The organism is Pseudomonas sp. NPDC079086 (assembly GCF_044542155.1).
GTDB lineage: Bacteria > Pseudomonadota > Gammaproteobacteria > Pseudomonadales > Pseudomonadaceae > Aquipseudomonas.
Window position 1 is genome coordinate 162,673 of sequence record NZ_JBITTY010000006.1, and the last position, 17,171, is coordinate 179,843.

The 17,171-nt window shown below is 59.5% G+C and carries 24 protein-coding genes; 1 reads left to right on the plus strand and 23 read right to left on the minus strand.

What is annotated here, in order from left to right; translation table 11 throughout:
* Positions 1-15: 15 nt before the first annotated feature.
* Both ACIGEK_RS21690 and ACIGEK_RS21695 read right to left on the minus strand, forming a co-directional pair.
* Positions 16-735: a hypothetical protein gene (locus ACIGEK_RS21690; protein WP_397495311.1), complete on the minus strand. Its 720-nt coding sequence runs from the start codon at positions 733-735 to the stop codon at positions 16-18.
* 100 nt (positions 736-835) lie between these two features.
* Positions 836-1,708: a BRO family protein gene (locus tag ACIGEK_RS21695; protein ID WP_397495312.1), complete on the minus strand. Its 873-nt coding sequence runs from the start codon at positions 1,706-1,708 to the stop codon at positions 836-838.
* A gap of 340 nt (positions 1,709-2,048) precedes the next feature.
* On the opposite strand from ACIGEK_RS21695, the gene ACIGEK_RS21700 reads away from it, so the two are divergent.
* Positions 2,049-2,663, plus strand: coding sequence for a hypothetical protein (locus ACIGEK_RS21700; RefSeq protein ID WP_397495313.1), 615 nt, complete (start codon positions 2,049-2,051; stop codon positions 2,661-2,663).
* A 22-nt stretch (positions 2,664-2,685) separates the two neighbouring features.
* Here ACIGEK_RS21700 and ACIGEK_RS21705 read toward each other — a convergent pair whose 3' ends face one another.
* From ACIGEK_RS21705 to ACIGEK_RS21805, 21 genes are all read right to left on the minus strand, one after another.
* Positions 2,686-3,426 carry a hypothetical protein gene (locus ACIGEK_RS21705; protein ID WP_397495314.1) on the minus strand — a complete coding sequence of 247 codons (741 nt, stop codon included), beginning with the start codon at positions 3,424-3,426 and terminating at the stop codon, positions 2,686-2,688.
* Entirely contained in the window at positions 3,419-3,607 is a 189-nt protein-coding gene (locus ACIGEK_RS21710; protein WP_397495315.1) for a hypothetical protein, read from the minus strand. Before ACIGEK_RS21710 ends, ACIGEK_RS21705 begins: the two co-directional genes overlap by 8 nt.
* A 3-nt stretch (positions 3,608-3,610) precedes the next feature.
* Positions 3,611-4,075 (minus strand): hypothetical protein, encoded by a 465-nt coding sequence (locus tag ACIGEK_RS21715; RefSeq protein WP_397495316.1) that lies wholly within the window; start codon positions 4,073-4,075, stop codon positions 3,611-3,613.
* Entirely contained in the window at positions 4,072-4,389 is a 318-nt protein-coding gene (locus ACIGEK_RS21720) for a hypothetical protein (protein WP_397495317.1), read from the minus strand. The genes ACIGEK_RS21715 and ACIGEK_RS21720 overlap by 4 nt, the downstream gene beginning before the upstream one ends.
* Positions 4,390-4,392: 3 nt before the next feature.
* A complete protein-coding gene (locus ACIGEK_RS21725) occupies positions 4,393-4,746 on the minus strand; it encodes a DUF2190 family protein (protein ID WP_397495318.1) in 354 nt (117 codons plus the stop codon).
* A gap of 75 nt (positions 4,747-4,821) precedes the next feature.
* Entirely contained in the window at positions 4,822-6,765 is a 1,944-nt protein-coding gene (locus tag ACIGEK_RS21730) for a prohead protease/major capsid protein fusion protein (RefSeq protein ID WP_397495319.1), read from the minus strand.
* A 16-nt stretch (positions 6,766-6,781) separates the two neighbouring features.
* Entirely contained in the window at positions 6,782-8,260 is a 1,479-nt protein-coding gene (locus ACIGEK_RS21735; RefSeq protein ID WP_397495320.1) for a phage portal protein, read from the minus strand.
* 64 nt (positions 8,261-8,324) lie between these two features.
* Positions 8,325-8,531 carry a phage head-tail joining protein gene (locus ACIGEK_RS21740; protein ID WP_397495321.1) on the minus strand — a complete coding sequence of 69 codons (207 nt, stop codon included), beginning with the start codon at positions 8,529-8,531 and terminating at the stop codon, positions 8,325-8,327.
* Entirely contained in the window at positions 8,531-10,477 is a 1,947-nt protein-coding gene (locus ACIGEK_RS21745) for a phage terminase large subunit family protein (protein ID WP_397495322.1), read from the minus strand. The genes ACIGEK_RS21740 and ACIGEK_RS21745 overlap by 1 nt, the downstream gene beginning before the upstream one ends.
* Positions 10,449-10,994 carry a terminase small subunit gene (locus tag ACIGEK_RS21750; protein ID WP_397495323.1) on the minus strand — a complete coding sequence of 182 codons (546 nt, stop codon included), beginning with the start codon at positions 10,992-10,994 and terminating at the stop codon, positions 10,449-10,451. The genes ACIGEK_RS21745 and ACIGEK_RS21750 overlap by 29 nt, the downstream gene beginning before the upstream one ends.
* 124 nt (positions 10,995-11,118) lie before the next feature.
* Complete coding sequence (locus ACIGEK_RS21755; RefSeq protein ID WP_397495324.1) at positions 11,119-11,850, minus strand: hypothetical protein; 732 nt, start codon at positions 11,848-11,850, stop codon at positions 11,119-11,121.
* Between the two features lie 4 nt (positions 11,851-11,854).
* Positions 11,855-12,172, minus strand: coding sequence for a phage holin, lambda family (locus tag ACIGEK_RS21760; protein WP_397495326.1), 318 nt, complete (start codon positions 12,170-12,172; stop codon positions 11,855-11,857).
* A gap of 168 nt (positions 12,173-12,340) precedes the next feature.
* Entirely contained in the window at positions 12,341-12,673 is a 333-nt protein-coding gene (locus tag ACIGEK_RS21765; RefSeq protein WP_397495327.1) for an antiterminator Q family protein, read from the minus strand.
* Between the two features lie 9 nt (positions 12,674-12,682).
* A complete protein-coding gene (locus ACIGEK_RS21770; RefSeq protein ID WP_397495328.1) occupies positions 12,683-13,003 on the minus strand; it encodes a hypothetical protein in 321 nt (106 codons plus the stop codon).
* Positions 13,003-13,395, minus strand: coding sequence for a VRR-NUC domain-containing protein (locus ACIGEK_RS21775; protein WP_397495329.1), 393 nt, complete (start codon positions 13,393-13,395; stop codon positions 13,003-13,005). Before ACIGEK_RS21775 ends, ACIGEK_RS21770 begins: the two co-directional genes overlap by 1 nt.
* The gene (locus tag ACIGEK_RS21780) at positions 13,392-13,811 is read right to left on the minus strand and encodes a twin-arginine translocation signal domain-containing protein (RefSeq protein ID WP_397495330.1); all 420 of its coding nucleotides are present in this window, start codon (positions 13,809-13,811) and stop codon (positions 13,392-13,394) included. Before ACIGEK_RS21780 ends, ACIGEK_RS21775 begins: the two co-directional genes overlap by 4 nt.
* A gap of 3 nt (positions 13,812-13,814) precedes the next feature.
* Positions 13,815-14,846: a tyrosine-type recombinase/integrase gene (locus tag ACIGEK_RS21785; protein WP_397495331.1), complete on the minus strand. Its 1,032-nt coding sequence runs from the start codon at positions 14,844-14,846 to the stop codon at positions 13,815-13,817.
* Positions 14,846-15,079 carry a hypothetical protein gene (locus ACIGEK_RS21790; RefSeq protein ID WP_397495332.1) on the minus strand — a complete coding sequence of 78 codons (234 nt, stop codon included), beginning with the start codon at positions 15,077-15,079 and terminating at the stop codon, positions 14,846-14,848. Before ACIGEK_RS21790 ends, ACIGEK_RS21785 begins: the two co-directional genes overlap by 1 nt.
* Positions 15,072-15,758, minus strand: a complete 687-nt coding sequence (locus ACIGEK_RS21795; RefSeq protein WP_397495333.1) for a replication protein P — start codon at positions 15,756-15,758, stop codon at positions 15,072-15,074. The genes ACIGEK_RS21790 and ACIGEK_RS21795 overlap by 8 nt, the downstream gene beginning before the upstream one ends.
* Positions 15,755-16,492, minus strand: a complete 738-nt coding sequence (locus tag ACIGEK_RS21800; RefSeq protein WP_397495334.1) for a DnaT-like ssDNA-binding domain-containing protein — start codon at positions 16,490-16,492, stop codon at positions 15,755-15,757. Before ACIGEK_RS21800 ends, ACIGEK_RS21795 begins: the two co-directional genes overlap by 4 nt.
* Complete coding sequence (locus tag ACIGEK_RS21805; protein ID WP_397495363.1) at positions 16,482-17,150, minus strand: phage antirepressor KilAC domain-containing protein; 669 nt, start codon at positions 17,148-17,150, stop codon at positions 16,482-16,484. Before ACIGEK_RS21805 ends, ACIGEK_RS21800 begins: the two co-directional genes overlap by 11 nt.
* Positions 17,151-17,171 lie beyond the last annotated feature (21 nt).

Consider the following 17,171-nt stretch of genomic DNA (forward strand, 5'->3'; position numbering starts at 1 on the left):
CGAAGCGGGTTTGTTTTATTTGGCATTTGATAATCGTTCGTACAGCGGCGGCGCGACCAGCACCGCGCTATTTACACTAGGTATTGATTCGCCAGCTGCCCTCATATCGGCAAGCAACTTGAGCAGGTTTTCACGATAGCTTTTCATCTCGCCAATCAGCTCAAGCTGATCATTCAGCGCTTCAAGTCTATTTTTGGCGGCACGTTCCTGAATGTATTTATTGCTTGAGTATTCGTCTGCCTCAGCACTTTTTTCGCGATCCTTTGCCGATGAGAGCTTCATCATATTTCGCATTGATCCTGATAAAGCCCTAATGACCTCCTGCGACTTCTTCATATACGTCACTGCCGCACTGGAGACGTCAGGCGCTGCGGATACAAGAGAGACCTTGACCACAGACGAGTCAATCTCGACAACCGCCTTATTAGCCTTCTCGAAGAACTCTGCAAACGTCATAGATCCACTGTCATCCAGTGCTGTGATTATTTGCGTCACGTAGACTGAAGTAAGTTGAACCTGCTCTTCTACGGCAGCAACTGCTTGCCGATGCTCGTAGAACTTCCAGCCCCCAACTAGAGCCAGAATAAAAACGCAGACAATTACAGCCTTTTTCAGCATACCTGCTGAGCTTCGTGCGCTTGTTAAGGCAGCCGAAGAAGCCTTATTTTGACCAGCCTTACTGTAAACAACCTGGCATTTTGGGCATGAATCTGGACTGCCCTGCATCTCAGCCATCGTAGGTTCGTACTTGCATTTCGGGCACTGCATAGGGCATCCCTCCCAATTGAATGGAAGGGACTTTAGCCCAGGTGACGCCGCAATGAACAGTTTCTAGTTAAGCGCTCAACCCAGCGGCAGCGCACTCATGCGGGCGCTTGGCGTTGCCGGTTTTGCACAATGCTGCAATTTCTGGCGACTTCTCCAGTTGCTTTGCAGATTGGTGCAGCTCCCTGAAGAACTCCCATGTATGGCTGTAAAAGTCAGGGTTAAGCGCCTTCACAGCTTCAGCGATACCCTGATGCCAGCGGTAGTTAACCCAGTCCACGTAATGCAGCAAGCAGGTCAAGCTGTTGGCCTGGTACACATCCAGAGCCAGCACACCCACCACTTCCTCCTGCTTTGGCAGCCACTCACCTTCCAGCGCATAAGCAGCGATGAAGTTTCGGGCGGCGTCCAACTGGCTGGCAGGAATGTCAGCACCGGAGCGCACCCCGAAAGCGGCGTGGGTTTGAGACCAAATTTTAGCCGTGGCCTTGGCGCGGTTAACCGCAGGTAGGCTAACCACCTTGCCCTTGATCAAAGACCCAAGCATGTTGAAGCCGTTGGTGCCGATGGTCTCCCCGAGCAGGGTACCCATCTTGTTGTGCGTATCAGCGTAGCTGCCATGCTTGCGGATGGCTGGTAAAACCTCCCCGGCCAGCCACATCTGAAAAGGTAATGCCTTGGGCTTATCGGAGCGGCCCAAGAAGAAATACAGGCCTTGCTCAGACAACATCAAAAGCTTCTGAGATCCGCCAGGGGTGTGAATCGGATTCACACCCTTCCACTGCACAGGCACTGCATCAACAAGCTTGGCTGGCGCGCTTGCCTTTGAATAATCAAGAGAACGAATTATGTCTTTGACTGCAAACCATGGTTCGCCTTCAACAATTGCGGTGCGCACTTGATTTGCTTCAAAGCTGAATGGGATGACTTGTGCTGTTTGCATGGCGGAACTCCTACAGAAGGTTGAGTCCGCGCCCGAGGCCAATCGGGTGAGCGGAACCGTGCGGGTTGGCCTACCGGCTGTAGGAACCGGCCACCCTTACGGGTGCCCACACGGCCCGCCCATAACAGGCTTGCCATGCTGCGGACACAAAAAAACCGCTCAGAGCGGCGGTTGCGTCCGCCTACAGTTCCGGGAGACCAATCCCAGGCCGCTGAATTTGCAGCGGCACGGGCAATATCTCTGAACCTCGGCACTGCGTCAAGCTGTAAAAAAAGCCAGCTACTTACCCAGCGCATCAGGGAGTAGCCTGCAATAGCCTCTATCTAGCCAAGGACCGGACATGACAAATCGCCCAGCCAACACCATCGTGACTCTGAGCATCTGCTACGAGAGCGGCGGTGGTGAAATTACGCAGCGCGGCGTTTCTGTCACAGAGTTTGATGAGCATGAGATTGTCGGCTTCTGCCACTTGCGCGAGCAGAACCGGACATTCCTCTACAGCCGCATATCCTCTTGCGTGGATGTGAAAACCGGCGAAGCCATCCAAGACGTAAACGCCTACCTGCAGGATGTTTACAAGCAGTCTCCGCGCTACAGCGCAGACCTGCTCTACCACAACCACTACGAAACCCTGCAGGTGCTCTTGTATGTCGGCAAGGCCGATGGCCAACTGCGCGCGGAAGAGCGCAAGGTCATAGCCGCAGCCTGCAAGGTGATCACTGGCGACGTTCGAATTACCGAAGAAATTGCCAATGACCTGATTGATTCTGTTGGCATACCCAGCCTCCACAGCTTCAAGATCGCCGTGGGCAAGGTGGCCAAGCGCGGCAATCCAGCCATGATGAAGCGCCTGCTGATCGCCAGCAAAACCATCGTAAATACGCAAAAGCACGTAACCGCTACCGAGCAGGAAGCCCTCGACTACATGGCAAAACGCTTCGGGCTGGCTGAATAAACGGCCATCCATGGCCAGCCGATCAGTCGACGTCCTTGATCACCATGTACTGCGAGATGCCGGTGCCAACCTTGGTGCCGTCTTTCTCAGCCTTGGCTGTGAACTCCATGCCCTGGAACTCATCGCCGATGAAGCTAAGCGATGCTGGGGAATGGTTGACCTTATAAACCTCGATCACCACCTTCTGGCTGGAGCTGGCTTCGTTGAGGCCGATGAAGACCATACGGAAGCGCTTGCCGGACTTAACCAACGCCTGGATCGTGGCGTGCTTAGCGTAGGAGTAATCCACCTGGATTGTTTCAGCCGCACCGATGCCGCCACCTTCAAGGATTTCAGGGAATCCAACTGCGTTGATCACGTAGTCGGTGTTTTCCACATAGGTGGTCGTGCCGGCCTCATCCTTGACCACAACAGAGGTGGCGCCGGGGTTGCCCAGCATAATCATGGCCCCAGGGTTGGCGACATGCTCTTCACCGGTAACCGTGCCTGCGGCAACATCAGCGGCAGCGCCGTAGATGGCGCGCGCCATGTTGGCCTTTTTGAAGTGGCGGGCGTTGTAGGTGATATTCAAAGCCTGGATGCGCTGAACCGAGGAATCCAAGCCGCCACCGGGGGTGGTGTAGTCCTGTTCTTCGATTTCCTGGGGGGTCGCTTCGTAGTTCAACGAGTTGCAGTTACCGATGAAAATCAAACCTTGAGAGTCGTCCAGGTCTTCCAGATAAATCTTGCCTACGCCCAGGTAAGCGCCACGTAAATCAGCCATTGCTCGACTCCTTCTGCTGGCCGCCGATCACGCCATGCTTTGTAAGCCAGGTTTTTTGATCTTCGGTAACTTTGATTTTGTCGCCCTTGGTGTAGGGCTGCCCTTTGTGGTTGTGCGCTTTATCGAGGACGACCTCGACCAAGACGGGCTGCTCAGCAGCCGTCTGCGATTTAGTGCTCATGGGTCACTCTCCGGAGGTGATAACGGTGTGCATGTAAACGGGGATCAGCACGCTGGCGGCGCGCTCGCCATTGCCTGGCGGGTAGTGCTCTGATGCGCCGAGCGTGAACCCGGTGATACCCATGCCTTTGGCCCACTCCACAAACTGGCCGCCCGAAGGCATCAGGCACTTGAGCAGATCAAGCTCTATGTCATCGAGCGCATCTTCATAGCCATCAAGGCCAGCATCGACGGCTCCGATCACGTTGAAACATGGGTAAGCCCGAATGGCGCCGGCGCCCTGCTCAGGCGGTTTTCCTTTGCCACGCTGAACAACAATCAGAGGGAAACCCGATTCGTTTGAGGTGATGACCTCATTGAACCAACCTGTTCTGACGTTTGACCCAGCGGTGGTTTCGTAGCCGTTGGCAGGGCTGATAACCGAAAGCCGATCGGTTAGCGCGTTGCGGCCTGTGGTTAAACGGTTCATGGAGTCACCATGCAGGCGGCGGTGATCATGTGGCCGTCATCGGTAATGGCTTCTTCTACGGTGAAGCGCTCAGCGCCTATCGCGAATACGCCACCGCGCGTTGCCCGGCAAAGCTCGACAACACGCCAGCTGAGACCAACCGCATCGCTTTTGAAAATCCCATCCGGGCCGTTCTGCATCAGGTTGCGATCGATGATCACACTGATACCCGAAACAGGCGGTTCGCCGTTGGGGCCGGTGTAGGTGGCCAGGCCATCCTTGAAGGTGGCGGTGACCCGGCTGTGAAGCCGGTCACGCGCTGCAGCCCAGCCCATGGCTTAGGCGGTTACCGGAAGGCCAAGTGTGCCGTTGAGGCGCACGGTGCCAGCTGGCGAAGGGTTGGCCGCAATTTCAGTTGCCACGCCCACCAGGTAATTGCCAGTGCCAGGCACGTTGGTAAGTACGTTGGTGGCGGCAATTGCGTAGATGGGATTACCAACAGCCCATGCTTGGGCGCTGGTTTTGCCCAGCTCAAAGCAGCCGGTGGTTTTCAGTTCTACCGGGTCGCCTTCGGCCTCGGTGGTTGCAGCAACGCCAATCAGGCCGTTAACGCGATACAGGCCGCCGGATACGGTGCCGCCAGTTGGTGCCGGTACGGTGATCATGTCGCCGTGCTGTTTGAAGTTTTTCATTGAGCGTTCCTCAAAATCGGTATGGCAGAAACGACGAGAGCGCCGATGGGCGCTCTCATGGTCAGTGGCTGGCGATTACGCGCCTGGGTTTTTGTACGCGCCGCGGTAGTCGATCCAGGCAGCGCCGAATACCAGGCGAGCCTTGATTTCCATGCCATCCACTTCGAAGCCCTCGCGGGTTTCGGTGAACACGCCCTGCTCGCCTTCCAGGTAGGCATACTCGAAGGTATCCACCACACCCGGCGCGGCGTACAGGTACCACTGGTTGCCGGTGATACGAGCGTCGACGATCACGCCCAGCGCAGCATTGCGCGAGTCGTTGATATCGGAGTTTTTGGCGGGCACGTAGTTGGAGCTGGTGAACTGGTAGGCCTCCAGCTCTTTATCCGGACCAACCACCAGGAACTGCGGGCCGATGTTGAGGAAGTGACCAGCCTTAGACTTCTGCTTGCGCATTGCAGCGCGAGCAGCACCAAGTGTGGTGGTGTTGATTGCGCCACCAGCGGCTGCCAGGTTGCCGTGATCGGCATGGAAAACTGCGGTGCCATCGGTGAAGTTCGGGTTACCCAGCAGCAGCGCCCACACCAGGTCAGACTCAGTCTGAGCGGCTGCAGCACCGAGCGACTGAGGCACGCGGGTAAGTGCTGAGAGGTCATCATTGACCACCGCTTCCCAGGTGATGGCGATGATCTTGCCGAACTTGGTGACCTTGATCGGCGCGCCATCTTCATCCAGGGTGCCGTACTTGTATTCACCGTGCTCGTTGACCTTCTCCAGCGCGGCGATGTCTCCCAGCGCGGCGCGGGTTACAGCACGGAAGTCCGGCACGGTGGTTGGGCGGCCCAGCGGACGCCAGGTTTGTGGGGCGAGCTCGTAAGCCGCACGCAGGGTGCGGTTTACGGTGCTGCCCAGCAGCAGCGGGAAGTCGCTGGTGGTGTGCATGCCCGCGGCGCGGAAGGCGTTGCGGTCGCAGCCCAGGGCGGCGCGGGCAATTTCTTGCTGGGTCATGCCGCGAGCGCTGCCGCCTGCCAGCTCAACGGACTCACGCGCCATGTCGATCAGGCGCATGCCGCGAAACTCGCGAGCGGCTTCTTCCAGCTTCACGGTTGGGTCACAGCGATGCAGCAAAGCGTTCTGCATGGCGGTGCGTTTGGCGGTGAGGACCGCAAAGTCAACCGCACCCTCTACGCGAGTAGGCTGAGCGCTGCGGGACTTGCCCTGCTGCTCGGCCAGTTTATCCAGCAGCTCAGCGCTGGCTTCGGCTGGGGTGAGGTTGCGTTCGATCATGTCGGTGGCGGCATCGCCAAGGCCAACTTTTTCGGCCATTTGACGGATAGTAGTGCTGCGCTGGCGTTCGGCCTTGATCGCTTCGGTGCGGATATTCTCCTCGGCCGCGCGGATTTCTGCTTCGGTCATCACTGTTTCCTCTTGGGTGGTGGCCACGGCGGCCGGTTGCTCGGCAGGCTCTGGAGCCTCCCGTGTTTCGAAAATCGTGGAGAAGCGCTGGCCTTTGTATTCGACCAATGGAGCGGCGCTGCGGAAATTTGCGCCGTCATCAAACGCGATCGGGACAATGGACAGCTCCAGCGGCTCCCAATCAACGGCGCGGTAAGTGGGCACTTTCTCTTCGCTGTCATCGGTGATTTGGTAGCGGTGCACCGAATACTTGACGCTGATCTTCCGGAGAATCTTGTCGATCACGTCCTGGAAGATTCTTTCGGCATCATCACGCTTGCTGAAGCGGACTACTGCGTGGCCTTCACCACCCTCGATCCAGGCCCGCTCTACTACCCCGATAACATCATCAAGATCATCGGCTTTATGCGTGTTGAGCAGCGGAGCTCCATTGTTCAGTCGCTCAAGGCGGACGGCCTGGGTACTAACCTCAAGCTCCTCCATGTAGCTGCCGACATCCCAGGACCAGCGAGGGCCTTTGGCGCCGGTCGTCCATACGAGCTCAGCAGTTCGAGCTTCTACATCGACCGAGCCCTCGCGGACCAAGGCGCGTAGTTGGAGCATTGGGGTCTCATGCGTTTTATTGGTCGAGGTCATTGGTCGCGCTCTCGTCTTTTTGCTGCTCATCAGCAACTGGGTTGATGTCGGTGGAAGGCAGCTGCGTGCCTACCGGGCGGGCCTGGGTAAGGCCAGCGTTCGAAACCTTGCGTGGGTCGCCATCGAGCACGAGGCCGAGCTTGTCGAACATCTCATTGGCCTTGGCCAGCTCTTCGGCGTGGGCGTCTGGGTCGGTGATGCCCAGCTCGCGAAGGGCGTTCGGCCAGGTCAGCAGGCCGAGGCGCATACGGTCTTTTACGTTGTCGGTTTCTTCGCGCGGGTTGACCATGTCGCGGCGTGGCGGCACCCATTCGGCGCCTGCCATTTCCAGCACGCCGCCTGGGGTAAGTGCCTGGGCTTCCATAAACCAGCCCCACACACGTTCGCAGCACTGCGGGATGAGCATTCGCCACTGCCACACATCCACCCGGCGGGCGAAGTGCAGCCAGCCCATGCGGCCGCTGGAGAAGTTGACGCCCTTCAAGTCGCCGGTGAGCAGCTCGTAAGGCACACCCAGCCCCACAGCGACGGCGTGCAATGCCTGCCATGAGTAGGTGCTGTAACCGTTGAACACTGGTGGTGGGGCAAACTTGACGTCTTCGCCCTGGCCCAGCAACTGCACGATACCAGGCTCCATGCGCTCAATCAGCGGAGCTGTTTTGTTACCGTTAGTCGAATCACCGGCAGTCACAAATGCAGCGAAGCAGGCGGCAATCTTGGCCTGCTCCATCACCGCATCTTCCATCTCGTCGAAGTTGCGCAGGCGCTGCATAGATGGCGCAAGCCATGTGTAGCCGCGCGCCTGGCCAGGGCGGCGAGGCAGGAAGATATGTGCAACGTCCTCGGCCGGTACGCGGCGCGAGGCAGCAGATGTCATGCCTACAGATGCCCCCGGGTGCTCATCGAACAGCCAGTAGGCAACGCGCTTACCAAGGACGTCGAACTCAATTCCTTGGATAACCTGGTTGGCGCCACTGGTGCCGTTCTTACCTTCGTCGAGGAAGTCAGGCTCAAGCACCTGTACCTGCATGGGAACTGGCAGCCCATCGCTGGCCTTACGCCAGCGGCGGCGCAACAAGCACTCGCCAGACTCGCCCGTCGTTTCCATGACCTTATGCTGCAGGCCGTAGAAGTTTTCCAGACCGTCCGCATCGCAGAGGGTGGTTTCCGCCCAGGCTTCCCAGCTAGCGGCCAGCTTCTTGTTGGCGCGGGCGCTCTTGGCTTTCGGGCGCGGCACAATGCCGGCGCCGACTACGTTGTCTGCAATGCCGCTGATGCCGCGGTCTGCATACGGGTTATTCCGGCGCAGATCCCGCGCGCGGTTGCGCAGGCGCTGCAGGGCCGGGCCAATCTCGGCGTTGGCGTCAGCGCCATGGGCGCGCCAGCCTTCGTTACGGCGGCCACCTGCGGCACCTTCAAAGCGGCGAGCCATGGCTTCGGCAATGGCGTTTGCTCGAATCATGCGCACACGGGCCTCTGCCCGCTTCGCTCCGTAACCGGGAAGCAGGTTATCTATCCAGCCCATGTCAGTAGCCCTTGAAGAACGAAGTGAGGCGCCGGCCGCCGGTGTTACTGCCCGTGCTTGGCGAGAGCTCCGCTTCCATCAGGCGCAGGATGCGCAACATCTCGTCGATGCTGCGGTAGGTGATGTTGCGGTCGGCGTAGCGCACAGACAGTTCGCCGCCGGCGATGGCTTCCTTCAGCGCTAGGTACTGCTCGTTTGTATAGGCCATCAGCGTTTCCAGTATTTGGATTTGGCCCGTGGGCGTTCTTCAGCATCAGCAGCAGAGTCGCCGCCGGGTTGCGGCGCGACGGCCAGCAGGTCGAGATCCAGACCAAAGCGCTGCTGACATACGCGCAGCATGGCCAGGGCGCCAACAAAGCAGTCCAGCGCTTCGTTGCGGCGGCCCTTGGCGTCCCAGCGGAAAACCCTGGCGCCGCCCACAACCTTCATCACCTTGGTTTCGGCGGTGAGCTGCTGGACTTCGCTTTCGTCGCAGACGTCATCATTGGCTGGCAGGTGGACCACGCCGGGTTGCGGCAGGCCGGCTTGCGACTTGGCCGTATCGACGTCCAGCCGGTAACGGCTGTAGATCAGCTCTTTGGCGTTGTCGGTGCCAATCTCGGTCAGGTAAACCTTGTGCTTGGTCTTCGTTCGCGGCATGTTCGCGACGGGCTTGCCGTATACGTTGGCGCCCTTGGTAGGGATCACCCAGAGCACGCCGTGCTTGCGGCTCTCGCCATACACTTCGTCGGTGTAGTGACCACCGGAGTCCCAACCCCAACGGTCAACCTTCATCACCATGCCGTCCGCTCGGGTGAACTGTTTGTGCAGCTCAACGCCAACCTTCCGGCGCAGCTCTTCGCTGGCGGGGTCACCCATCAGGATGAAGCGGTAAACCAGCCAGGCTTCCTCACCCGGCGCCCAAGCCCAGACTCGACCCTCGTAGCGGTCGTCCTGGGTATCGATAAACCCGGTGAGCACCACAGCAGTGGCGGGGACCTGGCCGGCCCACACTTCCCGGCGGCCATACATGGCTTCCCAATCGACCTTGCCCTGCACCTCTTCCCAGGTCTCGCCCAGGGTGGTGTTGGTGAAGGTGATCAGCTTTTCGCGGTCGCCTTTGATCTTCAGCCATTCGATGGCGATCTTTAGCCAGGTGCTCCAGGTGCTGTAGATCGCCCAGCAGTAGAAGGCAACGCTGCGTGGCGTGCGCGCTGGCTCGCCATCAGCATCAAACCAATCCATTGCATCGCGCGTCCAAAGGCCGGTTTCTTCGCAGATCCAGCGGCCTACCTTGGAGGCTTCAACCATGTCCTGGTGGTAGAAATTGTCCCCGCAGCATTCGCAGACGTACCAGGCCTTGGTGGCCTGTCCGAGCTCATCCTTTTCCCACTTCAGTCCGTAGCCGCAGTCCTTGCCGCCAAACTTGAGCGTCTGTTCGTGCTGGCAGTGTGGGCAGGCGATGTGGAAGCGCAGCCTTATCGGCGATTCTTCTGCGGCCTTGCTGACCTGGCAGGAGCCGGCCTTCTTGGGCGTCGACCCCCTGATAGACTTGGGGAACGTGGCCCCGTCCAGGCGCTTATCACCCAGGGTTACCGCATCACCCTCGCCGTCGATGTCGGGATCGAAGTTCGACAGCTCGTCATAAATTGCTTCGTCGGCCGACAGCTCACGGTAGTTGCGGGATGCCTTGCCGCCCCTGATCCACAGGCTTTTCCGGTTGGAAAAAACCTTCTGAGCAAGGGTGTTGTCGCGGTGCTTCTTCTCGAACCACGGCGCCAGATCCTTGATCACCGGCACATCGCGCACCAGGCCGTCGACGTGCCGCTTGCTGATCCCCTCGGCGTCCGGGTCAGTCGGGCTCCACATCACGATGTTGCGGCGCTTGTGCTGCAGCTTGTAGCCGATGTTGGCCATCAACAGCTTGGTGTAACCGATGCGCGCCGACTTCACGAAGTTGACGACCGCGATCAGGTCGTTGCCCATTGCGTTGAGGATGGCGACCTGGAACGGGTCTGTTGTCCACTTGCCCTCGTTGTAGGAGGACTCGGACGACATGTAAAAGTGTTCGTCTGCCCACTGAACTGCCGTCATCGGCGGTTCTTTGTAGAGACTCTGTAACCCAAGGGTGACCGCTTTGCCGAGGTCACGAATCCAGGGTTGAGAGGTACTCATCAAGATATCCAGGCAGGAAGTCGCCGAACTGCGAAGCGATGTTCCGCGCCAGGGCTATCTCCCGCTCGAGGGACTCCAATATGCGCGGGTCGATTTCCGGGTGGCGCCGACTCACCGTCTTGCCCACCGTCTCCAGTTTCGAACCGATCTGGGCCGCGATCTTCTCCAGTGCGAAGGTGGCAAACGGGGCCGGCACTAAGACTTTGTCGTTGACCTGGTTCTTCTGCTCCATGGCATATGCCTGGGCGGAAGTCAGCCGAAGACGCTCCTGCAGCAGCTTGTACTCAATCTTCGGATCGATATCTTCCGAGTCATCACCCGCAGGTTGTTGCTTGCGCGCCGCGTGCTCGAGCCGGTTTTGCACCACATCTTGCACACGATAGAAGGCCTCACGGCCCGCCCGCTGAATGGGCGCCACGTCCCATTTATCAAAGGCTTGCGGGGAAATCCCGAGGCTCTTGGCCATCTCGGATTTGTTCAACCATCCCGGCTGCCTGGTTGTTTCATTTTTAGCCATGACTAAACAACAACCAACCTGTCGGAAAAGGTCATATATGGTGGAAAGGCGGGGTCCGAATTACCCTCACCGGGCCACCCCCTGGGGAGGACCCAAGGCCGCCCCATAACGGTGCATGGCAGGGTCATACCCGCCGGGTTGCCAGCGCCCGGGCCAGAGCCAGCTCAAACCTGATTGGTAAGCGATCATCTGCAACGCGCTCTGCTACTTCGAAGAAGTCGAAGCGCTTGCTGTACTGAGGGCGACTGGCGAAGGCCACGACCATGCGCATGCCCGCCCTGCCCTTGCCTGTGCGCTCACCTATCCCGATAGGACGGTTGCCCTTCTTCATGATGAAGTAGCGCTTCAGGTTGCCAGCACTGCGGCGGCTGGTCGTACTGTTCGCATACTTATCGAACTGTGCACCAAGGCCGGAAACGATCTTGTTCATCGTGCCGCGGCTGATGTTGCCGTATGCATCCAGCTTCACGCCTTTGGCTGGCACGATGTACTTGCCTGCAGGTAGCAGACCGCGATCACTCAGGCGCTTCTCGCTGGCCTTCTCTTCACGACCACCACCGAAGATCTGCGGGGCTAGCCACTCAGTGGCTGGGCGTCCGCCACTCTCTTGGCTCTTGTCCTTCATCCATACCCTGGCCTTCATGTTGTCCTTGGTTGCAGGCTCAACAAAAAGGCTGTTCAGGGTGAAGCGTGTAGGCCTGTCGAACACCGAGGCCATCTCTTCCACCAAGGCCGCCTTAACATCCTGGGCGGTGGTGGTCAGGGCCAGAGCAGCAGCGAATGGCAGCTGTTCACGCTCAAGCCGATCAAGGGTCTGCAGTCTTTCACGCAAGCCCTTGAAGGTGACGTGGATCATTTGCTTATTGCTCGGCCTTCTTGCCAGTCCACTTAACCAGCCAATCACGAATAGCGGTGACGCCAAGGAAGCCAATGGCGCCGCCAAGGGCAACAGCCATACTCGAAGGCCAGCCCAGCCACTCAATACCACTTGATGCAGCCAAGGATAGGCAGCCACAGATCAGCGACTCCAGAAGGATGCGCGTCCAGCGGGTTTCCTTACCGTCATAGAGGATGCGCAGTGTGGCGATAATGCTGGCCATGATTGCCCCCTGCCAGGTTGGCGAGGTGGAGAGAACGGCCCAAAGCGCGGCCCACAACGTCGGGTCTTTTTCCGGCATCGGCTCGATCTCATTCGGGTTGTAAAAAAGCCCGCGTGTGATGGCGGGCAAAGCTGTTGGGGTAACAGCTGAGGGATCAGAAACGAAAAAGCCCCGGCGCGGTGGCCAGGGCTTTTCAAGCGGTAAAACCGCAAAGTAGCTGAAATATAGGGGTTTCGGCCCGGGGCGTCAAGCGGCCTCTTTTCGAGCCTCAAGCGCCCCATCGATCCATGCCACACCGGCCTTCCAGAGCTGCCTGGTCTTCTCTTCACCGAAGCCCATGCGCTTGCCTACCTGGGCAAAAGAGCTGCTGCTGGTGTAGTAGCGCAGCAGCACCTCACCGCACTCGGGGTAGCGCTTGCCAAGCCGACCCATCAGCCGGTCGATCAGCAGCGCCTCATCATCGGTGATGGCTGGCGTTCGGCTTTCGCTGGGTGCTGCGCAGCAGTAAACCCCTGAGCCCTGAACCACCCACAAGCCCCACTGCTCAAGCATCTCTTCGGTGTCTCGAATCATCGCCATGGCTATCCCCTAATCGCCAGTGAGGTGCGCGCCGCCCGCGCCCCTCTTGTTGTTGCCCTGGTAGTCTGCTGCTGGGCCTGTGACAGGCACCAAGCCAGCGCGCTCCAGTTGTTCTCTTTGCTGCTCAACCTGACGGTTAGCCCGGTTCAGCCTTACTCGAAGCTGTTGCACCATCACCTCGGGGCTCAGAGCCTCGCAGGTCTGCCGATCAACCAAGCCGGCGCCATTGCAGCCGGCACAATCCATCGTGTGGAAGATGCCTTTGATCACACCCTTGCCCTGGCATATCTCGCACCGGGCCAGCGGGATGAGTGCAATGCGCCGACTCATCAGCCAACCACCTGGCCGCCGAGGGTTTCAGGCATAGCCAGGTAGGCGTTGATCTGCTCCATCGCAGACCGCATGCCCTTGCAAACCACAGCCAGATAGCCCTGCGCTTTAAGTTGCTGAACCATTTCCTTCTGCGTCGAAGACACCGCAGCGTCATGCGGCGGCGTGGCCTTGAACTCGATGAACAGGCCGAAGTAACCACCACGCGCCATCGCCAGCTGCAGGTCAGGCACGCCAGCCTTGGTGCCTTGGGCCTTGAGCTTTGCGGCAACCACCTTGTTGCGCTGGCCGCCGTTCGGCGTGTGCCAGGTCACCGCGAACGCGGCCGAGTGCTGAAACTGAAGCCAGCGCATCAGCGCGGCCTGCTCGTTGCCTTCGTAGTCGATCCTCATGCGGCCCTCGAAGAAACGAAGTTGAGGTGCCGCACGGCCTCTTCGAGGGTTTCACCGAAACGCTTAACGCGGACATAGGTGTGGACGTTGTTGAATCGGCTGTTAGCCGGGTCGTGCCAGAAGCGAGCGGGAACATCTCTGCGCAGATTTGCCAGGTCGGCGTCGTAGTAGCGAACTAAAGGCAGGTCGCGACCAAAAGTGTTCTGGCGAAGGTCTACTGGAAAGCCAACGCCATCCCATGGATGAACTTCAGCCACGCTGCAGGCGCCCAGAAAGCCGCCAGGGCGGGCGCCGATGTAGTCAACCGATTCACCAGTAAGCACGTATGGCTGCCGGCCGATCTGGAACGCAGGAACCACCACGGCGGACGCCGCAGCAATGCCCATCAACTTCAAAAACGAGCGTCTTGTGAGCATTTTTCATCCTCTACCGGTGAAAACACAGGATTCGGCTACAGGTGCCGGGGCTTCTGCGTTTGAGTCATTCTGTGAAAATGCTGGAACAGCCACATTCAGGCCGTGCGCGATGGAAAAGCCACACTCATCCAAGCGGGCATGCCAGCGTTCCAACGCCTCTCGGCATCGGGCTGCTACATCGCGGGTGAGGTAGGTTTCAGCGGTCTTGCCCAGGCTGTGATTGATCAGCCGTTCGGCGATGAAGTAATCGACGCCAAGGTCAGCCAGGCAATCTCGCATCAGCTTGCGCAGGTCATGGCTCGACCACTTGCCGCCCGATATCTCCCGGAACATTGAGCACGCCGCCGAGGTGGACAGGCGACTTCCACCGCGCACCGGGATGAGCCAATCAGCCTGGGCCCGGTTATCTGGCAGTGCCTGGCGATACCGAGCCAACAAGGCGAGTACCTGCGGGGTTAGCGGCAGCTCATGCATGCGGCTGGACTTGTTTTCAGGCAGCACCCACAACCGCTCACCACGCGAGATATGGGCCCACCTGGCATGCAGCGTTTCGGTCAGGCGCGTGCCGTGAGCCAGCATCATCAGTGGCAGCAGGCCTTTAACGGGGTCACGGTCAAACGCCTCAGCCAGCTGCTGCACCAGCCCCAGCAGATCAATACGCGCCAGCCGGGCCTTCTTGCTCTGGATCGGGCGCCGATCAAAGCTCTTGAAGGTCACCGAGGCCATCGGGTTGGTCTTGATGCGGTCGGTCTGCTCAGCCATCAGGAAGGCTTGGCGCAGGGCCTGAATGGCCTTCTGCTGAGTGCCTGGCTTCATGCCGGCCTGCATCATCGGCCACATCAACTTGTCGTCAAGAACACGCCGATCAAGCTTCGCAACCGACACCTTGCCGACGGCCGGAACGATGTTCTTGATGACCATCGAGCGGGTGCTGCGCTTGTAGCTGGCCGATGTCTCGCGCTTCTGCTCAACCCGCTCCAACCACCACAGCAACACATCGCCAGTGGTTCGCAGCTCGCCGCCCTTCCCAGCCATCAGTTGGCACCCGCTGGCTTGCTGGCCTGGATATCGGCGGCGATCAGCAGCGGCACATCATCTCCAGCATCGGTGTAGGCGAATGGCGCGGGGGCGCTAGGGCGAGTGATGGTGAAACGCTCGACGGGCGTGCGGACCTTGGCCACGGTATACCCGGCATCGGTGAGCCAGCAGTCGGGTATCGGCTTGCGATCCCGGTCAAGCTTTGGCTTCCAGCGAATCTGTTCACCCACGACCACCTCCGATCTTCTTGCGTAACTCCGCCAGCGCCGCCCGACCAACCTCTGGCGTGCACGGGCCGGCATGCTCAGGCAGCGCGGCAACCGGCACCGGCGCCAGCACTTCACCGCGGCCAAGCTTCTTGCATTGGTCCAGGTACTTTTCCTCGAAGCGCTTCAAGCCCAGTGCACGGTCAAGCCGCTGCAGGCTGTACCAGCCGGCGGCAACTGATGCGTGGTAAACGGCTGGGTGCGACCACTTGCAGTGGCCAACCTGAGATGGGTGGGTATTGCGCAGCGCTTGCTTGTAGGCCCGCTCAACGTCAGGCAGGCCCAACGCCTCAGGAGCAAAGCACCAGCGCACGAAGGCGCCGACCGAGGGCACATAGCCAGGACCAGACTGCGCCCTGGCCATCCGGACTCCGTAGCTGATTTGTGACGCATCACGGATGCCGGCCACCATGAACTCGGCGATCCACTCACGCTTCGCTGCATCGCACTCAGCATCCGTAGGCCACGAAGTGCGCCAGGCGCCGCAGGCCCCCTTCAGTCGAAGAAACAGATCATCGACCACCGCGCGTGTGGCCGGGTCAATCTTCACGCGAGTGCCGGGGAGCGGCGCGGGCGCAACGGCAGTTTGGGGGGCATCTGCAAGGATCTTGGCCACGTCAGCGGCAGACACAGGGGCGTTCACAGGATCACCTCCTGATCTGACCAATCCCCTGGTTTGCCCTCGGCTGCCGCTGGCTTAGCTGCGGCGATGGTTTTCAGCACGCCTGCACGCTTCACCAGCCTGTGGCACCAACCACCCTGGCTGTCAGCAACTGGCTTGTTCACCCAGAAGCTCACGAACTCAGCCAGAAGCTCAGGAGTGATCAAAGCGGGGTCTACGCCCTGCATCTTGGTCTGAGTCTTCAGCGACATCTCATCGGGTTGCCACTGCTCGAACAGCTCGAACTGAGCGCGAGGGTCCACCGCGTGTTGGTGTTGTTGTTTATCTCTTCTCTTCTCTTCTCTAGGTAACGCATCGCTAACGCTGCCAGCGTTACTTTTAGCGTTAGCAGCAGTGCCGCGAGCCTTGTGGGAGGCAGCGCGTTTAGCCCCTAGAAGCCGCTTCTTAGCGGTCTCTCCGTTGTGCCGGCCGAAGTTTGGCAGGGCAATCCAGTGGCCTTCCTCACCATCAACCTCAACCATCCAACCGACTGAAATCATCGAATCGCAGAAGCCGGTAACGCCAACCAAACGGTCAAGTAACTTTTTACTAACGCTCGGAGCGTTACCGTCTTCGGTGTGCTGATCGAACCAACCCCACACCCGCAACAACTTACCCACCACCGCATCAGGGTCGATGCCAGCCAGGTCAGCCAGCTGGCAAACCTCAGGCTTGTCCAGGGTGATCAGCTCGAACTTGATCCAATCACCGGCCATGGCTTGCGCCTCCAATCTTCTGCGCCAGCACGGCCAGGCCCTTCGACGTGATGCGCACCTGGCTGGCAAGGCGGCGAGCGCCCTCTTCATCCACACCCAGCAGCGTCACCTTGTGATCGAGCAAACCTGCATCAAGGCGAGGCTGGAAGGCCACAAGGCGATCACTGCCAGAGCGGCGGTATACCCAGCGGTTTGCTCTCATCCAATCGATCAGGGCAAGCCGCTGCACGCCGAGGTGCTTAGCTGCATCTGTCAGGCACATAGACCCAGAGGCAACAGCAATGCGCGCCAGGGCGGCAACCTTTGGTGCTTGGTCGGTCACCACCAGCTGCAGGTGCGTGCACTGCTCGGCGAGGTCGGCGGCAAGGCGCAGCGCATCAGGCAACGTGCTCGGTAGGGTCGGGGCGGACTGGGCCTGCTCCAGCTCCTGCCACCGGCGGATCACCTTCATCCGCAGTGGGGCGCTGTAGCCGGTCAACAGGCAGTCGGTGTGTTCGCGGTCGAGCAGATACTCGGTCTGTTCACGGTTCATGCCGTCCAGGTAGATGTGCTCAAAACTGAGCGCATCTGCCTGCAGGTCCTTCAGCATGGCCGCGATGTCGCGCTTCACGTTCTTATGGATCTTGCCGGCAAGCTCGGCGATTTCGCGGGATGACATAGTCCGCGCCACGTTTTGCGC